This window comes from Kyrpidia spormannii, from assembly GCF_002804065.1.
GTDB classification, from domain to species: Bacteria; Bacillota; Bacilli; order Kyrpidiales; family Kyrpidiaceae; genus Kyrpidia; species Kyrpidia spormannii.
In genome coordinates this window covers 41,246-60,828 of sequence record NZ_CP024955.1, presented here as the reverse complement: position 1 = coordinate 60,828, position 19,583 = coordinate 41,246, and the positions used below count along the sequence as shown (strand labels likewise).

At 60.3% G+C, this 19,583-nt stretch carries 21 protein-coding genes and 1 pseudogene; 2 read left to right on the top strand and 20 right to left on the bottom strand.

Annotated features, from left to right (window positions below):
* Positions 1-36 precede the first annotated feature (36 nt).
* From cphA to yabG, 6 genes are all read right to left on the bottom strand, one after another.
* Positions 37-2,712 carry a cyanophycin synthetase gene (gene cphA, locus CVV65_RS00340; protein WP_100666481.1) on the bottom strand — a complete coding sequence of 892 codons (2,676 nt, stop codon included), beginning with the start codon at positions 2,710-2,712 and terminating at the stop codon, positions 37-39.
* A complete protein-coding gene (locus tag CVV65_RS00335; RefSeq protein ID WP_100666480.1) occupies positions 2,709-3,548 on the bottom strand; it encodes a cyanophycinase in 840 nt (279 codons plus the stop codon). The genes cphA and CVV65_RS00335 overlap by 4 nt, the downstream gene beginning before the upstream one ends.
* A 53-nt stretch (positions 3,549-3,601) precedes the next feature.
* Complete coding sequence (locus CVV65_RS00330) at positions 3,602-3,790, bottom strand: small, acid-soluble spore protein, alpha/beta type (RefSeq protein ID WP_133121175.1); 189 nt, start codon at positions 3,788-3,790, stop codon at positions 3,602-3,604.
* Positions 3,791-3,944: 154 nt separating this feature from the next.
* Complete coding sequence (veg, locus tag CVV65_RS00325; RefSeq protein ID WP_100666478.1) at positions 3,945-4,268, bottom strand: biofilm formation stimulator Veg; 324 nt, start codon at positions 4,266-4,268, stop codon at positions 3,945-3,947.
* 85 nt (positions 4,269-4,353) lie between these two features.
* A complete protein-coding gene (locus CVV65_RS00320; RefSeq protein WP_100666477.1) occupies positions 4,354-5,295 on the bottom strand; it encodes a fumarylacetoacetate hydrolase family protein in 942 nt (313 codons plus the stop codon).
* Positions 5,296-5,366: 71 nt separating this feature from the next.
* Positions 5,367-6,227, bottom strand: coding sequence for a sporulation peptidase YabG (gene yabG, locus CVV65_RS00315; protein ID WP_100669070.1), 861 nt, complete (start codon positions 6,225-6,227; stop codon positions 5,367-5,369).
* A gap of 171 nt (positions 6,228-6,398) precedes the next feature.
* Here yabG and CVV65_RS00310 point away from each other — a divergent pair, with 171 nt between their 5' ends.
* Positions 6,399-7,184 carry a glycosyltransferase family 2 protein gene (locus tag CVV65_RS00310; RefSeq protein ID WP_100666476.1) on the top strand — a complete coding sequence of 262 codons (786 nt, stop codon included), beginning with the start codon at positions 6,399-6,401 and terminating at the stop codon, positions 7,182-7,184.
* On the opposite strand, the gene CVV65_RS00305 is transcribed toward CVV65_RS00310, so the two are convergent.
* Genes CVV65_RS00305 through metG form a run of 6 tightly spaced genes read right to left on the bottom strand, consistent with a single transcriptional unit; the run spans position 7,165 to position 12,966 of the window.
* On the bottom strand, positions 7,165-8,133 hold the full coding sequence (locus CVV65_RS00305) for a DHH family phosphoesterase (RefSeq protein WP_157935320.1): 969 nt from the start codon (positions 8,131-8,133) through the stop codon (positions 7,165-7,167). The genes CVV65_RS00310 and CVV65_RS00305 overlap by 20 nt on opposite strands.
* Before the next feature lie 37 nt (positions 8,134-8,170).
* Positions 8,171-8,650 carry a ribonuclease H-like YkuK family protein gene (locus CVV65_RS00300; RefSeq protein ID WP_100669069.1) on the bottom strand — a complete coding sequence of 160 codons (480 nt, stop codon included), beginning with the start codon at positions 8,648-8,650 and terminating at the stop codon, positions 8,171-8,173.
* Between the two features lie 13 nt (positions 8,651-8,663).
* Positions 8,664-9,545 (bottom strand): 16S rRNA (adenine(1518)-N(6)/adenine(1519)-N(6))-dimethyltransferase RsmA, encoded by an 882-nt coding sequence (gene rsmA, locus CVV65_RS00295; protein WP_100666474.1) that lies wholly within the window; start codon positions 9,543-9,545, stop codon positions 8,664-8,666.
* Positions 9,538-10,110, bottom strand: coding sequence for a ribonuclease M5 (rnmV, locus tag CVV65_RS00290; protein ID WP_100666473.1), 573 nt, complete (start codon positions 10,108-10,110; stop codon positions 9,538-9,540). The genes rsmA and rnmV overlap by 8 nt, the downstream gene beginning before the upstream one ends.
* Before the next feature lie 11 nt (positions 10,111-10,121).
* Positions 10,122-10,895 (bottom strand): TatD family hydrolase, encoded by a 774-nt coding sequence (locus CVV65_RS00285; RefSeq protein WP_100666472.1) that lies wholly within the window; start codon positions 10,893-10,895, stop codon positions 10,122-10,124.
* A gap of 16 nt (positions 10,896-10,911) precedes the next feature.
* Positions 10,912-12,966 (bottom strand): methionine--tRNA ligase, encoded by a 2,055-nt coding sequence (gene metG / locus CVV65_RS00280; RefSeq protein ID WP_100666471.1) that lies wholly within the window; start codon positions 12,964-12,966, stop codon positions 10,912-10,914.
* Between the two features lie 266 nt (positions 12,967-13,232).
* Here metG and CVV65_RS00275 point away from each other — a divergent pair, with 266 nt between their 5' ends.
* Positions 13,233-13,472 carry an AbrB/MazE/SpoVT family DNA-binding domain-containing protein gene (locus CVV65_RS00275; RefSeq protein WP_013074122.1) on the top strand — a complete coding sequence of 80 codons (240 nt, stop codon included), beginning with the start codon at positions 13,233-13,235 and terminating at the stop codon, positions 13,470-13,472.
* Positions 13,473-13,576: 104 nt separating this feature from the next.
* Here CVV65_RS00275 and rsmI read toward each other — a convergent pair whose 3' ends face one another.
* From rsmI to CVV65_RS00235, 8 genes and pseudogenes are all read right to left on the bottom strand, one after another.
* Complete coding sequence (gene rsmI, locus CVV65_RS00270) at positions 13,577-14,485, bottom strand: 16S rRNA (cytidine(1402)-2'-O)-methyltransferase (RefSeq protein WP_100666470.1); 909 nt, start codon at positions 14,483-14,485, stop codon at positions 13,577-13,579.
* A gap of 55 nt (positions 14,486-14,540) precedes the next feature.
* Positions 14,541-14,858 (bottom strand): initiation-control protein YabA, encoded by a 318-nt coding sequence (locus CVV65_RS00265; RefSeq protein ID WP_100666469.1) that lies wholly within the window; start codon positions 14,856-14,858, stop codon positions 14,541-14,543.
* A 52-nt stretch (positions 14,859-14,910) separates the two neighbouring features.
* Positions 14,911-15,555: pseudogene (locus tag CVV65_RS00260) on the bottom strand (PSP1 domain-containing protein); the annotation flags it as partial.
* Between the two features lie 5 nt (positions 15,556-15,560).
* Entirely contained in the window at positions 15,561-16,577 is a 1,017-nt protein-coding gene (holB, locus tag CVV65_RS00255) for a DNA polymerase III subunit delta' (protein ID WP_157935319.1), read from the bottom strand.
* A gap of 46 nt (positions 16,578-16,623) precedes the next feature.
* Positions 16,624-17,064 (bottom strand): YaaR family protein, encoded by a 441-nt coding sequence (locus CVV65_RS00250; RefSeq protein ID WP_232796739.1) that lies wholly within the window; start codon positions 17,062-17,064, stop codon positions 16,624-16,626.
* A 49-nt stretch (positions 17,065-17,113) separates the two neighbouring features.
* Positions 17,114-17,440, bottom strand: coding sequence for a cyclic-di-AMP receptor (locus CVV65_RS00245; RefSeq protein ID WP_013074116.1), 327 nt, complete (start codon positions 17,438-17,440; stop codon positions 17,114-17,116).
* A gap of 13 nt (positions 17,441-17,453) precedes the next feature.
* Positions 17,454-18,083, bottom strand: coding sequence for a dTMP kinase (tmk, locus tag CVV65_RS00240; RefSeq protein ID WP_100666465.1), 630 nt, complete (start codon positions 18,081-18,083; stop codon positions 17,454-17,456).
* Positions 18,080-19,579, bottom strand: a complete 1,500-nt coding sequence (locus CVV65_RS00235; protein ID WP_198592070.1) for an aminotransferase class I/II-fold pyridoxal phosphate-dependent enzyme — start codon at positions 19,577-19,579, stop codon at positions 18,080-18,082. Before CVV65_RS00235 ends, tmk begins: the two co-directional genes overlap by 4 nt.
* Positions 19,580-19,583: the final 4 nt, after the last annotated feature.

The following is a 19,583-nucleotide window of genomic DNA, read 5'->3' as shown; positions in this document are numbered from 1 at the left end:
ACCTCCATCGCCGCTATATTCTCTGTCCACTCAACTCTATTGTAGCGTGGTCTGCCAAAGGTGTCTCACCTCCCTTGCACTCTGCCTGCGGCCCGACGCCCGGGGCCAATCCCAGACCCGCTCAGCTCCTAATTCCTCAAGGGTTTGTAGAATGGGGCTTTTTTTTTCATAGAAAACCACCACGAGCTCACCGGGCAAAGACGAACTCACGGCCTCGCGCAAGGCCTCGGTTTCTTCCAGGCGGGTGTAAAGCGGCAAGCGCGCATTGACGCCGCGCACCGCCTCGGTCAATAGCCTGGCCACCTCCCCCCTTTCACGCCCTCGGGTATCCCTGTCCTCCTTGACCCAGATCCTCTGAAAATGACGCGCCGCTTCCGTCCCCGCAGCCTGGATGATCGAATCATCCCGGTCCCCCGGAACCCCGATAACCCCAGTGACCCGACGGCCAGGCCATTGCTGCACCAACTGTCCGATGGCGGCAAAGCTGTGGGGATTGTGCCCATAATCCACCATGACGTAACTGCGACCTACACGGTACAGATTGGTTCGCCCCGGATTGTCCACTTCCCGACCAAAGCGGCGGAGTGCATGGGCGATCTGGGAACGGGGGATCCCCCCCGCCCGGCAAGCCGCAGCAGCCGCTAAGGCGTTGGCCACGTGAAACCCCGCCGCTCCGCGACAAGCCACGGGAACGGCGACCACCCTCACAATCGGCCAAGTCCGCGCCCCAGTGCGTTCCAGAATCCAGCCATCTTTTGCGAGAATCGCCGTTCCCCCAATCGCGAGATGGCGCAACACCACCGGGTTATCCGGCCTCATGCTGAAAAATACGATCCGACGACGCAGACGCCCCGCCAAGTCGACCAAAGAAGGGTCATCGGCGTTGAGAACGACCGCGCCACCGGGATACACCCGCTCGGCCACCAGGGATTTTACAAAAATCAAATCCTCCAGGGTTTCAATCTGGTCCTGGCCGATGTGGTCCAAGGAAATATTGGTCAACACCGCTACATCCGCCCAGTCGTACCCCAACCCTCCCCGAATGACACCACCCCGGGCCGTCTCCAAAACCGCGGCCGTGACATCCGGGTGAGCCAGTACCGTTCGGGCACTCGAGGGGCCAGTGGTGTCTCCCTCCACGATCTTTCGTCCACCTACGTAGATACCATCGGTGGTGGCCGCTCCCACCGTTTCGCCACAGCTTTGCAGGATATGAGCGATCATTCGGGTGGTGGTGGTTTTCCCATTCGTCCCAGTCACCGCGTATACCGGCACCCGGGTGGGATGGCCGGGTGGAAACAACGCATCCACAATGGCCCGACCCGCGTTCCGGGCCGCCCCTTCCGAGGGAAACTCGTGCATCCGAATTCCGGGCGCCGCGTTGATTTCTAGCACCACCGCCCCCACCTCATTCACCGGCCGGGCGATGTCCGGTGTCATCAGGTCGACGCCACAGATGTCCAACCCCACCGCCCGGGCGGCCCGTTCGCACAACCAACGCTGGTCCGGGTGAACCCGGTCGGAAACGTCCTCCGCCGTACCTCCGGTGCTGAGATTGGCACTGTCCCGCAACACCACGACGCGCCCGGCTGCAGGAACCGCCTCCAAATCCAGCCCCTGGGCCCGCAGTTGCCGGAGGACGACTTCGTCGATGGGAATACGGGTCAACGGCTTCTCGTGCCCGACGCCCCGACGGGGATCCATATTCTCCAGCTCGATCAGCTCGCGGACCTGGTGCACGCCATCCCCCACCACCCTGGGCGGATGGCGGAGGGAAGCCGCCACCATGCGGCCGCGCACGACCAGAATCCGATATTGTAATCCGGGAACCCACCGTTCAACGATCACCTCGGGATCGATCTCCGCCGCCCGCCGGTACGCTTCCCGGACCTCGCTCTCGGTATTCACGCATACACTGACCCCGCGGCCTTGGTTACCATGCACGGGTTTGACTGTCACGGGCAATCCCACGTCCTGGGCGATCCGCGCCGCTTCCTCTTCGGACAAAGCGGAGCCCCCGTCGGGCACCGGAACCCCGGCCTCCTTTAGAACAGCTTTGGTATAAGCTTTGTTGCAGGCGATATCCACCGCTACCGCAGAGGTCTCGGGACCGATCGTAGCTTCGATGCGCTTCGCCCATTTTCCCGTACCGAGTTGGACAAAACTGCCACCGAGTATCCTCCGCCAGGGAATTCCCCGGGCCTCAGCCTCTCGAACGATTGCCGCTGTGCTCGGTCCTAAACGGTGGCGGCGATGGATATCCGCAGCATCCTCCAGCGCCGCGTCCAACGAGAAGGGACGCCCATCAACCAATGCCTGAATCAGGTCGGCGGCCACAGCGATGAGTCGAGTCATCGCTTCGGGTGCGTGACACTCCATCACCACATCGTAGAGTCCCGCCCGACCGGCATACAGAGTTTTCCCGAAATACGCCGGGGCATCAATGCGATCGGTCAGTTCCAACGTGACATGCTCCAGAACGTGGCCAAAATATGTACCTTCCCGCAGTCGTTCCACGAATCCTCCCGGCATTCCTTTGGCACAGTGGTGATCGGTCACCCCGGGAAGATGTTCGATGAGCCGGTCGACAAAACCCGGAAACTCATTGCTGTCGCGCTCCGTCAACTCCTCCAGATCGACTCGGGCAACGAGAATGGGCTTGCTCACATAGATATTCGGACCGGGAATGAACCGGACATCGAGAATCTTCATGATGTCAACTCCTCATCTCCTCGGTGAGGTTCAGCATCTTCCAGAATCGGCCGGCGGTCCCGAAGATCGAATCGATGGCCCGCGGGCAGTACGTGCAGCCGAATGCCACAGAGGGCCAGGGGCTCCCCCCGGTCGGCAGACTCGACGTTCGCGTAGGTAAGGGCACTGGCGTCCACGATGCTCACCGCTCCGGAGCCAATTACGCGGCATTCTGCCCCTGAAACGACCACCGCCGTGTTTTCATCGATCCCCATCCCGAGATGATGAGGATACTTGGTCACCGCCGATAACAGTCGCCCGAGCCGACCCCGCTGGGCGAAGTGCTGATCAATCACCACGCCATTTAAAAACTCCATGCCCGGCTCCATGTGAACAATTCCCGGACGAGGACTCGTTTCTGCCTCCCCTTCGACAATCATCGTGCTGGACATCACGGAAGCGCCGGCGCTGGTCCCGGCCAAGACCAACCCGTCCCCGTGCCGCCGATGAAGCGCAGCATCCAACTGTGTACCGCCCAATAAACGGGTGATGCGCCCCTGTTCACCGCCTGTAAAAAATACACAACTCGCCCGTTCCACCAATCGCACGGCGAAAGGGGCGTTCGCGTCCTCCCGCTTTACAATGTGGAGAGGATGGACCTCCTCAGCCCCCAAGCGCGTCAAGACTTGCACGTACTCGTTACCCACCTCAATGGGAAATTCCGTCGCTGAGGTGATCACGACGATGCGCGCCTGTTCCCCTCCGGCCAGACGAACCAGTTCCCGCAGGATGACGCAGTCCCTTTGTTTGTCTTCAGCCCCGCCGATGATCACCAGAGGCCCCGGCGTCGGTCGCACCCATTGCCCCCTCCTTACAAAAAAAGCCAGGGAATGCCCCCTGGCCGGCCGCCTTACAGGTCGGTGTCGTGGCGCTCCCGCAACGCTTTCTCGGCGATCTCGATGGCTCTGCGCACCATGTTCCCGGCATCCCGGGTGCGAATGCCACCCCAGCCTTCCCGCTGCACGGTGTCGTAGAATCCGAGGTCCTTTGCCAACTCGACCTTAAATTCCTCGGACATTACGCCACGCCGTCTCGGCACGAGCCGATCCCCTCCTGTCAATGACTCTGGGAGTCTTTTTGGCGTCCATCCCTCAGTATCCCCGGCGCGATTCCGAACATGCGCCCCAAAAATACGAAAAGGGCCGCATCCTTGCGGCCCATCGTTGCCTCCCGTTCAAGGTGGGTGGCCGGTGCTACCGTTCAATACACACCCGCACGGGCTCATCGTCCCGCATGATCATCAACTCCACCGTCTCCGTCAGAATGTCGGCGTAGCTGTACGAAACGCGTTTGAACGAGTGGTCCGACTGATCCAACTTGATCACAAAAACAGACGGATAGGTCTCTTCGAGGATGCCTGTCCGCTCGATCATCTTGCGTCGTCCGTTATTGGCCCGGATCAGGATCTTCTCCCCCACGTAGCTATCGAGGCTGCGCTTAATCTCCAAAAGCGCATTCTTCGCCGCCACCCGCACCACCTCTTTCTCGAGGACAGTGTACCATGAAGGACGCCACATTGTCAAATGAAGGCTCTATTATAGCAGGAGGTCAAAATCATTGTCAATCGGTGAATCGGGGCATCCCTTGCCGCAAAACCTGACGTTACCCTTCGATCACCCAGTTCCTCAATGTACCGATGCCGTTCACTGAAATTTCGATACGATCCCCGACATCCAGAAACCGCGGAGGTTGAAAGCCCATCCCCACCCCCGCCGGCGTTCCAGTGGCGATGACATCCCCGGGCTCAAGGGTGATCCCCGCACTAATGACCTCCAGGATCGTCGGAATGTCAAAAATCAGGTCAGTCAGCCGGCCCCTCTGGCGCAGCTCGCCGTTGACCCGGGTTTCCAACACCATTTCTTGAATGGGAGGCGCATCTTCTTTCGGCACCACAAAGGGGCCCATGGGGCAAAACGTATCGAAGCTCTTCCCCAGGTGCCACTGTAGATGCCTGCGCTGCCAATCCCGGGCAGTGACGTCATTGATCAACGTGTACCCGAATATGTAATCCATCGCTTCTTTCCTGGACACCCCCCGGGCCCGGCGCCCCACCACCACCGCCAACTCACCCTCGTAATCCAATTGATCCGTCACACCTCGGTGGCGCAGAATCCCGCTCCCGTGGCCCGTCAGGGAAGAAGACGCTTTTGAAAACACCACTGGATACTCCGGACGCTCAGATTTCATCTCCCGGGCATGATCGGCGTAGTTCTTCCCCAGGCACAGAACATTCTTCCTCGGAGTCCCCAGAGGGGGCAACATCTCCACCTCTTCGATCGCAAAGACGACCCCGGCTCCGGGGGCCAACCAATCCGTGTCCCCAGTCGTTTCCAGAGCCTGATGAAGAGCACGCAGAGCCTCTCCAGCGGGCCCGTCCCAATCCTCGATCACCGCCCGTACATCGCCACCCGTCAATGGGCCATCCGCTACTAGACCCGCCTCGGAAAGACGCCGCTGGGCAGCCGCCGCGTCCACCACCCACCCCTCTCCCAGGGCGAGACCCAGTCGGGCCTCCCCATCGATCGCGAAACACCCCAGTCTCATCCTTTGCACGCACCCCTTTCGGCCCTGTCTACCCAATCTGATTTATTATACACCCCTTTTCCGGGGCCGATTCAATAGGGAGACCGGGGCAGGCCGATGCGGTACTTTCCCCGGGACTCAATCCCCCCCAACCCATCCGTTCCGGTAATGGTGGAGCGGACGACGTCAAAAATGTTCACCGTCTGATTAATGGGGGTGTAGGCGATTTTTTCCGCGATCAGTACCGGATCCAGGGCATGAATCAGGATCCGGTGGGGAGAACTGGCAAAATTCGCTCCCGCTTCGAGCAACCCTTCGTAATGGGATTGACAGGCTCCGGCGAAAATGATCAAGTCATCCAGACTTCTTTCCCACCTCCGGGCCACGCGCACGGCGCGAATAAAATGCTCGGAGTTCCGATAATTAAAAACATTCGCGAGGTCCTGGCCCTTGCGCAGAAGCCCGTCGTGACCAGTGAGAATAAGAATGTCCGGCTGATGTCGATCCAGTAACTCCGGCAGCGCATCTGCCATGTGGGATTCCGGCATATGGCGCCCCTCGGCCGGGATGCCGAGATCCCGATAGGCCTGGAGACATTTGTTCAGATACGTGCCGTCTCCATCCAAGTGTAGAACCCGGCCGGGGCGCTCAAAAAAATCGTGAGTCTGGCGAAATTTCATCTCCGCCCGCATACGCAGTTTATCCGCCTCTACCTCCCGGCGACGCCGCACCAATTGAAGCGACTCCTTTTCCGCCCGGGATTCATCAGACAGATAGGTCCTGAGCTCCTCTTCACTCACCGCCACCAAGTCATCGAAGGGGGCATCGGCGATCAGTCGCACGTCCACCCCTTTGAGCACGGCGACCCGAGCTTCTTCGTCCACTTCGACGATCACAAAACACACGTCTTTCCCGTAAGACTGCCGCGCCACCACGTCACCCGGCTTCCACAAGGCCGCCCCTCCCCTCGCTTGGCTTGGCGCATCCATTCCGGCCCTCGGCTCTTCGCGGCATCTCCTCCGTCACCGCGGCCTGTCGTATTCTATGCCGAAGCGGATCAGCAAGTGTCGGATACTCGGGACATGGCCATCGGCATATAAGAAAGGGAAGGGAGGTACCCACGTGTGCTGTCGATCGTGCCGGCCTACAACGAGGCGGGGCGAATTGTTCGAGCCCTCCGCATCCTCCGCGCCTCCGGCGCAGACCCGGTGATCGTCATCGCCAACGGTTGTCGGGACGGTACTGAATGGCGGGTTCGGTCTTTAGGTGATCCGCGGGTGGAAGTTTTGGTGTGGCCGCACCCCTTGGGGATTGATATTCCCCGGGCTGTGGGGGCAGCAGTGGCATTGGCCCGGGAAGTGCCGCACGCATTGTGGTACGACGGGGATTGGATCGGCGACGTCCGTCACGAACTCCGGCCGTTCATTCGAAAGGTGGAGCACTTTGACGTCGACCTCGCGCTGTGGGATCTGGGGGTGGACCAGTTTCCGGACCCGGCGCTGAACCATTTGTGGAATAAACTCAAGAACTCCCTGCCTTTCGGCAATCGGTTGGAAGGCGTTCATCCCAGTCTCGGGCCCGTGGCTTTATCGGCCCGGCTCCTTCGGGCCGTCCCATTGTCCGATGTGGCGAAACCGCCCACCCTCCTCGCCCACGCCGCTCGACTGGGCATGCGGGTGGAAGTCTTGGCGCGTTGCCCTCTCGCCCGGCTGGCTTCCGCCCACCGGGTCAACGGGCACCGCAGGGCCGTCCTCGAAGCTGTCACCGGGGACACCATGGAGGCGCTCTGCATCTTGAACAACCGTCCCCGCACCCGGCAGTTCGCCGGCAACCTGTACATCGGCGCCCATCGCGAACGCCGATGGGATCACTTGGCTACCCTCGTCCAATTTATCCGCGGGGGAGCATAAAACCCGATCCGACACCCTTTCGAGGAGCAACAAGCCTGGATTTTAACGTTTCGATGACGTGGTCCAAGATCGACGGAATCGCCTCCCGATGCCGAAAGGCCGCAAACTGCCGGAAGCCCCAAACCTGTCCGGCGCCCACCCCGGGCACGGCCTCCATGATCTCTACGGCGTCCAGAGTACACGCCGAGGCCATCTCTTCCCGAACATACATGCGGACCTCCGTGCCTTCAGGACCTTCGTAGGCCACAACGCTCATGTCCGCCCCCAGATCCAGGAGTGCCCGGGCTACAAAAGTGGGGATGTTGGTCCGGATCTCGGACAGAAGGATATTGTAATCGCCGAGTTTGACCCACCGGGATCCGAGGGCCGCCCGCAAAATCACTTCCCGGTCCCGGCGCTGATCATCCAAGTAGAGCCGCTTCACATCCTCATAGGAGACCCCGCCGGTTTGCAGCAACTCGCCAAAGGTGCGAAACGACTCCGCATCCCCTTTGTGAAAGTGGATCGTATCCGTGAGGATGCCGGCGGCCAAAGCCAAGGAGGCCTCTCGCCCGGGCAGGGCCCCCGCCGCTTTTAACAGGCGAAAGACGAGTTGGCAGGTCGAGGATACCGGGTCGTAGAGGGCATCGATCGCCCGGTCGACCAGCCGGTTGTCCGGATGGTGGTCGATGAGGTAGAATTTCTCCGGAACGGTGGGTTCCAGCTGGGAGGCATCGGCCGCGTCCACCACCACCACCGACTCAAAGGCTTCGGGATTTGGATTCTTAACCACTTTCATGCCGGTGGCCTCAATCAGCCTTCGGGTGTGAATGGCCGGTTCCCGCGGAACGCCGACGGTGCCCCCCAGCCACTGGGCGAGGGCAAAAGACGCCCCCAGTGCGTCACTGTCCGCTTGGTCGTGGCAAAGGAAAAGAATCTCCGAGCCCCGCAGCAACCGTATCGTGTTCAAAAAAACTTCCACCTGGACCACCGCCCCTGCCCACAAACTAAGCCTTGGTATATTTATCCGCCACCTTCGACGCACCGAAGGAATCCGGCTTGATTTTCGCCGTATAACCACTGCTGGTGACCCAGCCCACGACCTCCCGAATCAACTGCCGACTGGCACCTTCCTCCCCGATATCCAGGTGCACCTCGATGTCCCGCAGGGCGCCGGCCTCACGTAGATAGTGTTGCACTTTCTCCCCCAACTCCACCGACATGGCCGCCTCGGTGTACAGACGCTGCGGCAGCGAACGAATGATGCGGTGGGACTCCCGATGAAAATAGTACCGAGCTCCCTTTCCCACTCGATGAATGATGATGGCCATCGCGAACTGTGTCTTTCCTTGGGCTGGTCGATTCTGCGAATCGGTTCCGATGATCAGGCGATATGTCTCCCTGGGGGCCTCAGCCATAAATGCGACAATGTCGGTGACGACTTCCTCCAAATTGAGGCTCCCCTTGCTCGGGTTCCAAAATTCCACAATCCCCACCGCCTCATGGCATTGATTTGGGATAGACACCATCCGCCAACGCCTGCGCCAACCGCGTAAACTCCTCCAAGGATAGCGTCTCCGCCCGCCGATCCGGTGCCACGCCGGCATCGCGGAGTGCCTGTGCAATAGAAGCCCGATCCCTCCCAGCCAAGGCGTGGGAAAGCGCGTTCAACAACGTTTTTCTCCGCTGGCCAAACCCCGCCCGGACCACCCGGGACAACCTGCGACTCATCTCGGGATCCGGGCGCGGGCGAAGGTCAAGCCGCACCACGACCGAATCCACCTCCGGCCTCGGCCAAAAACACGAGGCCGGCACCCGGGCCACCGACTCGACCTTTTCCGCAAACCACTGGACAGCCACGGTCAACGCCCCGTAAGTTTTGGTTCCCGGTTGCGCCGTCAGGCGGTCCGCCACTTCCCGCTGGACCATCAGCACCATCCGATCTATGACAGGTCCTGCCTCAAGAAGCTTCATCATCACCGGGGTGGTCACATAGTACGGGAGGTTCGCCACCACCCGGACGGTCCGGGAACCGAAGGCATCTTCACAGATTCGTGGAAGATCCACCTCCAACACGTCGCCCCAACACACCTGCACATTCCCGAAATCGCGCAACACCTCGGATAAGACCGGTTGCAATGCCCGATCTTTCTCGACGGCCAACACCCGCCACGCGGCCTGGGCCAAACGAAGGGTGAGGGCCCCCAATCCGGGACCGATCTCCAACACAGCCTCTCGCCCGCTCAAATCCGCCGCAGCCACGATCCGTTCAAGGATTCGATCGTCAACCAGAAAATGCTGTCCAAGTGATTTCTTGGGGTGAAGGGCGTAGCGCCTCAACAGCTCGGCCGCGGAGGGTACAGAGGGCTGGGATTCAGTCATGGCTTCGCACGCCTCCCGCGGCCCGGACCGCCGCCCGAAACTCCTCGGGGTCAACGCCGAGGACGTTCAGGCGCTTCCAAAAGGATTTGGCGTTCCCATATCCCACCCCCAGGTCCCGGGCCACCTTTGCCCGGCGGACCGAGGCCCCCGGCGCTCCCACCAGGCCGGCTTCCATCATGTCCGACCACGTGATGCGCCAGGATTTGGCGGGGACCTCCGTGCGAACCCTGGCCAGCGCTCGGTCGATGGCAGATGGGCTTGCGTGTTCAATGCCGATATCGCTTCCGTCGGTGGCTTCTTCCGGCGGGATAAAAGCGTGTTTACACCCCGGGACCCTGTCGGCGATGCGCTTTCGAATCCGCTCACCCATGGCATCCGGGTCTGTCAGGATGATCACGCCCCTCTCAGCCACAACCTTGCGGAGGAACCCGATCAGTTCCCGGGAAACCGCCATGCCGCCCGTGACGACGACATCCGCTTTCACCGCTCGATCCACCGCCGCCTTGTCCCGCCATCCTTCCACAACCACCACTTCCGCCACCTCGGGTTTCGTCACGTCTGCCACCCTCTCCTCCGTCAACCCTGCACGCGAAACAGTCGCCGGGCATTCTCCCGGGTCGCTAAAGCCAATTGTTCAGGTTCCGTTTCCCGAATCTTGGCCAGGGTCTCGGCCACCAAAGCCACGTAGGCCGGTTCATTGCGTTTTCCTCGATAAGGTTCCGGGGTCAAATACGGTGCATCCGTCTCGATCAACAGCCGGTCCTCCGGCACCTGGGCCGCCACTTCCTTCGGCCGGCGGGCGTTCTTAAAGGTCACAGGTCCCCCGAAAGACAGGTAAAAGCCCAGGTGTAAACACTCCTGGGCCATATCCAAACTTCCGGAAAAGCAGTGCATCACGCCGCCGACCTCGGATGCCCCGGCCTGTTTCAAAATCTCCAACGTATCGGCGTGGGCCTCTCGATCATGGACAATCACGGGAAGGTTCAACTCCCGGGCCAGGGCGATGTGCCGCTCAAAAACCTCTCTCTGCACATCCCGGGGGGAATGATCGTAATGATAGTCAAGCCCGATCTCCCCAATGGCCACCACCCGATCTTCCTTGGCGAGAAGTCTCAGCTTCTCCATGGCGGCCTCATCGGCCGACGAGGCGTCGTGGGGATGGATGCCCACCGCGGCGTAGAGGATATCGAACCGGTGGGCCAACTCCAAAGCCCGTTCCGAAGAAGGCAGATCATAGCCGGGCACCACCACCGCCTCCACGCCCGCTTGCTCCGCCCGCTCCACGATCTCCCTCAAGTCGCCGGAAAAGGCTTCATCATTGAGGTGACTATGGGTATCAAATAACCGCATCTCGTTCGCCCCCCTTTTATTTTACTTTGGTACCCAGGGGGATATCGTCAGAAACGGTAGTCAGGACGAGGCGGTCACCCTCCGAGGCGGCGAGAATCATGCCCCTGGACTCCACTCCCCGCAGTTTGACGGGTTTAAGATTGGTCACCACCACCACCCGCTGACCCACCAACTCCTCGGGGCGATAGTACTGGGCAATCCCCGACACCACTTGCCGGACCTCACTTCCCAGGTCGATCATCAGTTTTAACAGTTTATCCGCCTTGGGAATTCGTTCCGCTTCCACAATGCGGCCGACCCGCAGGTCGATTTTCTGAAACTCCTCGATTCCGATGAGTTTCGGTTCCTCATGGTTTTCGGCGACATCCTCGGCCTTGGCGATCCCTTCCGCTGCGCCGGCGCCATCCCCTCCGGCTGACCCGGCCTCGGTTACCTGCTTCGCACCGGAAGCGGAAGACGCGTTGCCTTCGGAGTCGGCAGCTCGACTCACCGCCCCAGTCGCTTCATCGATCGCCAGTACCTCCGCCTCCAGATCCAGCCGGGGAAACAGAGGGTCTCCTTTATACACCGGCAACCCCGGAGGCAAGGTTCCGAACATCCGGGCGCTATCCCAATGAGTGTGGGGGCCCGGGGACAGCCCCAATCGCCGCTGCATTTCCACGGGCGCCTTGGTCAGGAACGGCTGGAGCAGAATCGACACAATGCGGATCACCTCGGCCAAGTGATACAACACCGTGTGCGCCCGTTCCGTCCTTCCCGCCTTCATCTCGGCCCAAGGCGCCGTCTCGTCGATATATTTGTTCGCCCGGCCCAACAGTTGCCAAATCGCCGCGAGCGCGGTGGAGAACTCCATTTTCTCCATCGCTTCCTCCACCCGGGTCACCGTCTCTGCCGCCAAGCTCCGCAATTCCCCGTCCGGATCCTGGACCATGGTGGGCGTCGGGATCCGGCCTCCGGCAAACCGTTCAATGAGGGGCAGGGTGCGATTTAACAGATTTCCAAGATCATTGGCCAGGTCAAAATTCAGCCGTTGGATCAACGCCTCGGGAGTGAAGACCCCGTCCGCGCCAAAGGGGATTTCCCGCAGGAGAAAATACCGGATCGCATCGGAGCCGTACCGGTCCAACAGAAGGTTCGGGTCAATCACGTTCCCCTTGGATTTTGACATCTTGCCTTGGGGCGTCAACAGCCATCCGTGACCGAACACCTTTTTCGGCAAAGGCAACCCTAACGCCATCAACATGATCGGCCAGTAGATCGTATGAAACCGCACGATTTCCTTTCCCACCACGTGGACGTCCGCCGGCCAATATCGTTCGAATTTCTCCCGTTCAGCCGGATCGTCGGAAAGATACCCCAGAGCGGTGATGTAGTTGCTCAAGGCATCGATCCAGACATAGATGACATGGTCTGGATCTCCGGGAACGGGGATTCCCCAATCGAAGGTTGTGCGGGAGACGCACAGATCTTCTAACCCCGGTTTGATGAAATTGTTGATCATCTCGTGCTTCCGGGACTCGGGCTGGATAAAATCCGGGTTTTCTTCGTAATACCGAAGCAACTGGGGCACATACTTGCTCATGCGAAAGAAATAACTCTTTTCCCTCACCAGTTCCACCGGCCGCCCGCAGTCTGGACAACGTCCGCCCTCCGCTTGGCGGGCTGTCCAAAAAGACTCGCAGGGGGTGCAGTACAGCCCCTCATAGTCCGCTTGATAAATATCCCCTTGCTCCATCAACCGCTGGAAAATTCGCTGGACCGCTTTTTTGTGGCGGGGTTGGGTGGTACGGATAAAATCGTCGTAGGAGATGTCCAATTTTCTCCAAAGCTCTTGAATCCATCCGACGATCTCGTCGACAAAGGCTTGGGGCGTTTTGCCCTCCTCCCGGGCCCGGCGTTCGATCTTTTGTCCGTGCTCATCCGTGCCCGTCAGATACATCACGTCGTAGCCCCGAAGGCGTTTGTACCGAGCCATGGCATCCGCCGCCACCGTCGTGTAAGCGTGACCAATGTGCAGTTTATTGCTCGGATAATAAATGGGGGTGGTGATGTAAAACGTTTTGCGACCCATATCGCACCTCCTGGGAATCCCATACAAAAAACCCCTCGTCCCCAGGACGAGAGGGAGCGATTGTCCTGTTCTCAAAATTTTACCATGCCCCGAAAGAACAGGTCAAGAAATTCGCACCTTCGCGCCGGAGTTTCCGCTTTCTACCGTCGACTAGGACTTTCGCCCTATTTTTCTAAAACTGGGTTGACTGTTATGGTAGTAATTGGTACACTTAGGATGCACCGCCTAGATGTCAACATTCGGTCATTTTACAGGGGGAGAGGGACATGAAATCCACAGGTATTGTCCGCAAGGTCGACGAGCTGGGCCGGGTGGTGATTCCCATCGAGCTGCGCCGCACCTTGAGCATCGGCGTCAAAGACGCCCTAGAGATTTACGTGGACGGCGACCGCATCGTGCTGAAAAAGTACGAGCCTGCCTGCATCTTTTGCGGGAACGCCGATGAGATCATCCACTTTAAAGGGCGCAATATCTGCCCGGCCTGCATCGCCGAGATGAGCAAGTAGCCCCCGGCGGATCCGGTACTTTCGGCCCGCGGCGCTCCGCGCCCGGGCCTTTCATCTGTAACCCGGAGTTCGGACGACCACCCCGGACGCCCTGGCGGAAGGCGTTATCCGTTTCCCTCTGCCCGCTTCAGATACGCCTGATACAGGGCCCGCCGGGATAACCGATGCCGCCGGGCAGTCTCCCGGATTGCGTCCCGGACGCTAACTCCCTGGGCCACCTGACGGGTTACCTCCTCGCACCATTGGTTCATATCGTCTTCCCCGGAAGATTCCCCTTCCCCAAAAATGCGATGTTCGTTCGACGCCGAGACTGCCCCTTCAACGATGAGGACCCATTCTCCTTTGGGTTCTTCCCCCTCCAACCAGCCGATCAACTCCCCCAAAGTTCCACGAACCACCTGCTCGTACCGTTTGGTCAATTCCCGGACGGCCGCAGCCCGTCGGTTCCCTAGCACTTGGGCCAGATCCCTCACGGTGCGAATCACCCGATGGGGCGCCTCATAAAGGATGATCGTCTCCGGGTATCCGGCCAACCGAGCGATCTCTTCTTCCCTCGCCCGGCCCGAGCGAGGCAAAAAACCCAGAAACACAAATCGATCGGTGGGAAGGCCAGAGATCACGAGAGCGGCAAGGGCGGCAGACGGACCGGGAACCACGGTAACCGGTACACCGGCATTCCGGGCAAGACGCACCAGGTCCGCCCCAGGGTCGGAGATTCCCGGCATCCCGGCGTCGGTCACCAAGGCCACGAGCTTGCCCTCCTTCAGCCAATCTAAAACATCGGGTTCTCTCTGGATTCGGTTGTGCTCGTGATAGCTGACCAGCCGGGACCCGGAAATCTGAAAATGCGCCAGCAGTTGCCGGGTGCGCCGGGTGTCTTCGGCGAGGATAATATCCGCTTCCCCAAGCACCCGGAGCGCTCGGGTGGAAATATCCTCGAGGTTGCCGATGGGGGTCGCCACCAGCACCAAGCCCCTTTCCCGGGGCCCATCGAAAGAAAATTGACTGTCCATCACATCGCCTCCGGCTGAGCACCCGTTAAAGAAAAGAGCGGCTCCCGCCGCCCGTTCATCCGGTTTTATTCAATAACGATAAGCAAAACAAGCAGTCGCCATCGGTGCGCAAACTCCCAAACCGCACATGACAGACGTGAAAACCGTCATGATAAATCCTCGCCAGGTTGTCGTATCCATCCCCGGGATGAACCTGCTCCTCCGGGTGAAGTTGATCGAGAATCTTCCGCAACTTCGCGTTTTCCATGGTGAGCTTTTGGTTCTCTTCGATCAACTCGACGATCTTCCGCTTCAAGCTGCCCACTTGGGCGTAAAGTTCTCCGATCCGCTCTTCCACATTGGCCACTTCGGCGAACACCGCTTGTTTATCCAAGATCAACACCCCGTTGCCCGACTGCGGGGAATCATGCGCTGGTCGTCCGCCCCGCCCCTGGATACGAGTCGGCCTCATACTTCAAGCAACACATGAGCCTCCCGCATAGCCCGGAAATCTTCGACGGATTAAGGGACAACTGCTGATCTTTTGCCATGCGGATCGAGACCGGGACAAACTCCCCCAACCAACTGGAACAACAGGTCACTCGTCCACAGGGGCCGATCCCGCCAACCATCTTCGCTTCGTCCCTCACCCCGATCTGACGCAGTTCGATCCGGGTGCGGAATGCCGCAGCGAGGTCTTTCACCAGTTCCCGAAAGTCCACGCGGCCTTCGGCGGTGAAGTAAAAGATCAGTTTATTGCGATCAAAGGTGTATTCGGCATCCACCAATTTCATCGGCAAGGAATGCCGGCGAATCAAATCCGCGCACACGCCCAGCGCTTCTTTCGCCGCGCGGCGATTCCCTTCCATCTGGCGTTCATCTTCTTCGGTGGCCAGCCGTATAATGGGCTTCAGCGGCAAAACGACCTCGTCCTCGGTCACCTCGCGGGGAGCCAACCCCACTTCTCCATACTCGACGCCGCGAGCGGTTTCGACAATCACCCAGTCGCCCTGGTCCACGGGTTCAGATCCGGGGTCAAAATAATACAGTTTCCCGGCCGGCCGGAACCGTACGCCGACTACCGTGTACATCTTTCTCATTCCTCCTGCAGCCTCAGAACCATGCGCTCCAGCGTCAGCTGGGGGTTGGCATGGGCCTGCAGGCGTCGTTTCGCGTCGATCACCTCCCCCATTCTTTCCACGAGAGGGGCGATCGAGCCGTGCCGTGCTGCCTGGGAGGAAAGTTCGCGCCGATGGTCGATAAACACCACTTGGTCCGACAAACCCAGCGAGGTATAGAGGACATCCCGGTACCAACACGCCAGCACGTCGAGGAGCCACAGACACTCGGGGGCAGACCATTGTCCCCGGCCCACCCGGGAAAAAAGCTCCAGGAGGGGCTTACCCTTGTGCTCCTCCACCGCCTGCACCCATTCTACCACCCAACCGGCAATATCGGCAAATACGGCGATATCCAACGGATTTTCACCGTCCGCCTCTTTATCCGCGTCCTCCCCGGAGCCCGAGTCAGACAAGCCCAAATACGCGAATAAACGGGCCATCTCCTCCCCAACTCCCCGGGAGGTCCACTCCCGGTACAAAACCTCTGGCCTCGGCGCCGAGAATCGGAGAACCTGACACCGGGAACGCACCGTGGCCAGCACCCCTTCCAGGCGCTTTGCCGTCAAAATCCCCACCGTCCCGGGGGCCGGCTCCTCGAGAAACTTCAGCAAGGAGTTCGCCGCCTCGGGAGTCATGCGATCCGCCCCGTGGATGATGTACACCCGGTTCTCCCTTTCGATCGCACGCAAGGAGAAGAACCGCTGTAGCTCCCGAAGCTGGTCTATTTTAATGCTCTGGCCGTCGGGATACACCTGGACCAACCCGGGATGATTCCCGTGGGCCAGCCGACGGCAGGATGGGCAAGAACCACAGGGCGGATTCGCTCGATCCTCGCAGAGAATCCCAGAAGCCAAATATTCCGCAGCTTGATCCTGGTCTCCGGTTTCGGGCCCCACGAACAGGTAAGCGTGCGCCCACTCCCCCCGCCGCAGCCACCGGCGAAGCTGGAACCATCCCCCGCCCGACTGTTCAGCGCCATCCCGATCATTCACCGCCGTCCACCGTCCCTCGTTGTCATTCCCGATCTCATTTCAGCATTCAGGCCGTGGCCTGAATCAGCAAGCCCCGAATCTCTCCGATGAGCGCCAGCAGCCGGATACGGTCTTTTTCCACTCCCCGAAGCACATCCGCGATCTCGAGGACCCGTTCATCCAAGATCGCCAGCAATTTCAAAAGCTGCGGACGCCCCCGCCGGTCCCGTCCCGTCTCTTCCCGGACAATCAAACCGAGTCGCACCGCCCGTTCCAGAAATTCCTTCAGCGCCTCCTTGTACCGTTGGAGATCCTCCAACCGCATCCGTTCCGATAGGCCAGCCGCTGCCTCCTCCATGCGTTTGAAGGATTCATCGAGTTCTTCCCTGCCGATCCTCTTGATTTGGGCATCAAAAACTTGTCCAAAGGAAGGCCGCGACAAGTCCCCGCCGGAAAAAGGGCGGCTGGCCGGCTGGTCTCGCCACCACTGGGTTAGGGTTTGATCCACACGCAATCTTACCGCCCCTCTCCCCACGCAATCCGAGGTGCACCTGGGTTCAGAAATGTTCGAACCTCTCCACATCCAGTACGAACACCGTGGCCCCGCCGACCTGAACGGAAATCGGCACCGGAACTTCTGCATCGACGTTTCCCACCGGGGCAAAGGGGGTCACCACTTGTTCCCGGGCCCTGCAGCTCCGGTGGATACATTCCACCACGTCGTTGACCCGTTCATCATCCACCCCAATCAAGAAGGTGGTGTTCCCCGCCTTCAGAAATCCGCCAGTACTCGCCAACTTCGTGGCGCGATATCCGCGCTTCACCAATTCTGCCGCCAAGCGCCCGCTGTCTTTGTCCTGGACCACCGCGATCACGAGGCGCATGGGTGTCACCTCCTCAAAGATTCAAGAGGATCTTGACATCTCGCCAGATCGCTTCCGCCACCATCTCCGGCGGCAACGTGCCATCGATCACTCGGTAGCGCGGAGATATTTGGGCTTGCCCAAGAAACCATCTGCGGACCGCTTCATGGTACTCGATGCTCCGTTCCTCAATGCGGTCCATGACACCGTACACAGAGTGCCGCGCCCTCACCCGGTCCAATCCCACCTCTGCCGGAACATCGATCAGATAGGTTCGCATGGGTTCGAGCCCTTCGGTGGCCCAGTGATTGAGGCGAGCCAGTTCTTCCCGATCCAGTCCCAGCGCCCCTTGGTACGCCAAGCTCGCATCCACATAACGATCACAGATCACCACGGCCCCGCTTTCCAAGTGTGGGCGGATGAATTCGCCGACCAACTGGGCCCTGGAAGCGGCATAGAGCAACGCCTCGGTACGAGGGATCATGTCCCGGTGATGGGGGTCGAGCAGAATGCCCCGGATCTTGTCACTGATCGGTGTACCCCCCGGTTCCCGGGTGGTGATACAACGTATGCGAACTTCTTGGAGACGACTCGCCAACAGAGTGACCTGAGTGGATTTTCCCGCCCCGTCCGGCCCTTCAAAGGTGATAAATACCCCTGTCACTCCCGCCCCTCCTCCGTCACCGCCACCACTTCCTCATCGGAAGGCATGCCGACCAAGCGAACCCCCATGGACCGCCCCATTCGGATCAGTTCATTGTGAAGAGGGCGGATCCGCTCCCCGGGCAGGAGCATGGGAATGCCGGGCGGGTAAGGAATCACGGCCCGGGCGGCCTGCAGCCCCAAAGCTTTCCCCAGGGGAACCCATCGGACTTTCCGGGCCAGTCGGGGCCTGATGAGGTCCTGCCCTTCTTCATTGTGCCACAGTTCCTGCAGAAGGGCCGCCCACTCGGCTGCCTCCGTGCCCGGGAAGACCCGTGAACCCCGCCGGCCCTCGGCGGGTTCCCCACCCCCGCCGATCTCCATGGCCACGTCTTGCAGGCCTTTGACAAGCCGGCCGATGATCCGGCTGTCGTCCCCCGGTCCGGCAACAAAGGTCACCGCGGTCGGTTCCTCCAATTCCGGCCAGATCCCCCGCCGCCGGAGGGCCTCTCCCCACTCGATCCCTGTCCCTCGAGACCCAACGACCCCCAAGGTCAAGCGGGCGGGATCCAGGCCAACTCCTCCCGCCCGACGGGCCCTCTCGGCAGTCAACACGTCAACCCCAGGAACAGCATCCAATTCTTCCCGAACTTGAGCCAGTGTCTGAACCACGGAGTCAAGGCGCCTCCCGCCTTCATCTTGCATCCACTGTCGAGCCAGATCCAAGGAAGCCATCAGCAGGTAGGAAGGGCTGGAAGATTGAACCGTCGCCAGGGACTCTCGTATCCGCTGACGGTCCACCCGATTGCCGCGCAGGTGCAACACCGCCGACTGGGTCAACGATCCCATCGTCTTATGCCAACTTTGCACAACCGCGTCCGCCCCCGAAGCCAGGGCGCCAGGCGGACTTCCCTGGACAAAGGGAAAATGCCCTCCGTGAGCCTCGTCTACCAACAATAGCCCTCCCCGGCGGTGTACCTCCTCGGCCAAGGAAGCCAGATCACTACACACGCCGTGATAAGTCGGACTCGTCACCAGCACTGTCCGAATTTCGGGATGCGCCCCGAGGATGCGCGCCACCGTTTCTACCCTTATGCCCCCTGGCACACCCAGGTCATACTCCCAGTCGGGAGCCACCACTAGCGCCGATGCCCCTGCCAACATCAACCCCGAGATCACCGAGCGGTGCACATTCCGGGCAATCAGCACCGTCTCCCCGGGTTCACAGGTGGCCAGAAGCATGGCGATGTTCCCGACCGTACTCCCTCCGACGAGGAAAAAGCTCTCGTCCGCCCCAAACGTTTGAGCAACCAAGACCTGGGCTTCGGCAATGGGACCTTCCGGCTGGTGCAAATCGTCCAACCCGGGAAGTTCAGTCAAATCCAGCTTAAGCCCCGCGCCCAGCCACCGGATGAGGTCCGGCGGCGCGCCCCGACCCATCTTGTGTCCGGGAACGTGCCACGGTACCGGCCTTGCCGCCACATGTCGAACAAGCGCTTCCCAAAGCGGTGTCGGCATTCGA

Excerpts from the sequence above, each read along its gene's own strand:
- CVV65_RS00245 (WP_013074116.1), bottom strand. The coding sequence starts at position 17,440 with ATGCGCCTCGTGATCGCGGTGGTCCAGGACAAAGACAGCGGGCGCTTG.
- veg (WP_100666478.1), bottom strand. The coding sequence starts at position 4,268 with ATGTGGCGTCCTTCATGGTACACTGTCCTCGAGAAAGAGGTGGTGCGG.
- cphA (WP_100666481.1), bottom strand. The coding sequence starts at position 2,712 with ATGAAGATTCTCGATGTCCGGTTCATTCCCGGTCCGAATATCTATGTG.
- rsmI (WP_100666470.1), bottom strand. The coding sequence starts at position 14,485 with ATGGACAGTCAATTTTCTTTCGATGGGCCCCGGGAAAGGGGCTTGGTG.
- CVV65_RS00275 (WP_013074122.1), top strand. The coding sequence starts at position 13,233 with ATGAAATCCACAGGTATTGTCCGCAAGGTCGACGAGCTGGGCCGGGTG.
- metG (WP_100666471.1), bottom strand. The coding sequence starts at position 12,966 with ATGGGTCGCAAAACGTTTTACATCACCACCCCCATTTATTATCCGAGC.
- CVV65_RS00235 (WP_198592070.1), bottom strand. The coding sequence starts at position 19,579 with ATGCCGACACCGCTTTGGGAAGCGCTTGTTCGACATGTGGCGGCAAGG.
- CVV65_RS00320 (WP_100666477.1), bottom strand. The coding sequence starts at position 5,295 with ATGAGACTGGGGTGTTTCGCGATCGATGGGGAGGCCCGACTGGGTCTC.
- CVV65_RS00285 (WP_100666472.1), bottom strand. The coding sequence starts at position 10,895 with ATGCGGTTATTTGATACCCATAGTCACCTCAATGATGAAGCCTTTTCC.
- rsmA (WP_100666474.1), bottom strand. The coding sequence starts at position 9,545 with ATGACTGAATCCCAGCCCTCTGTACCCTCCGCGGCCGAGCTGTTGAGG.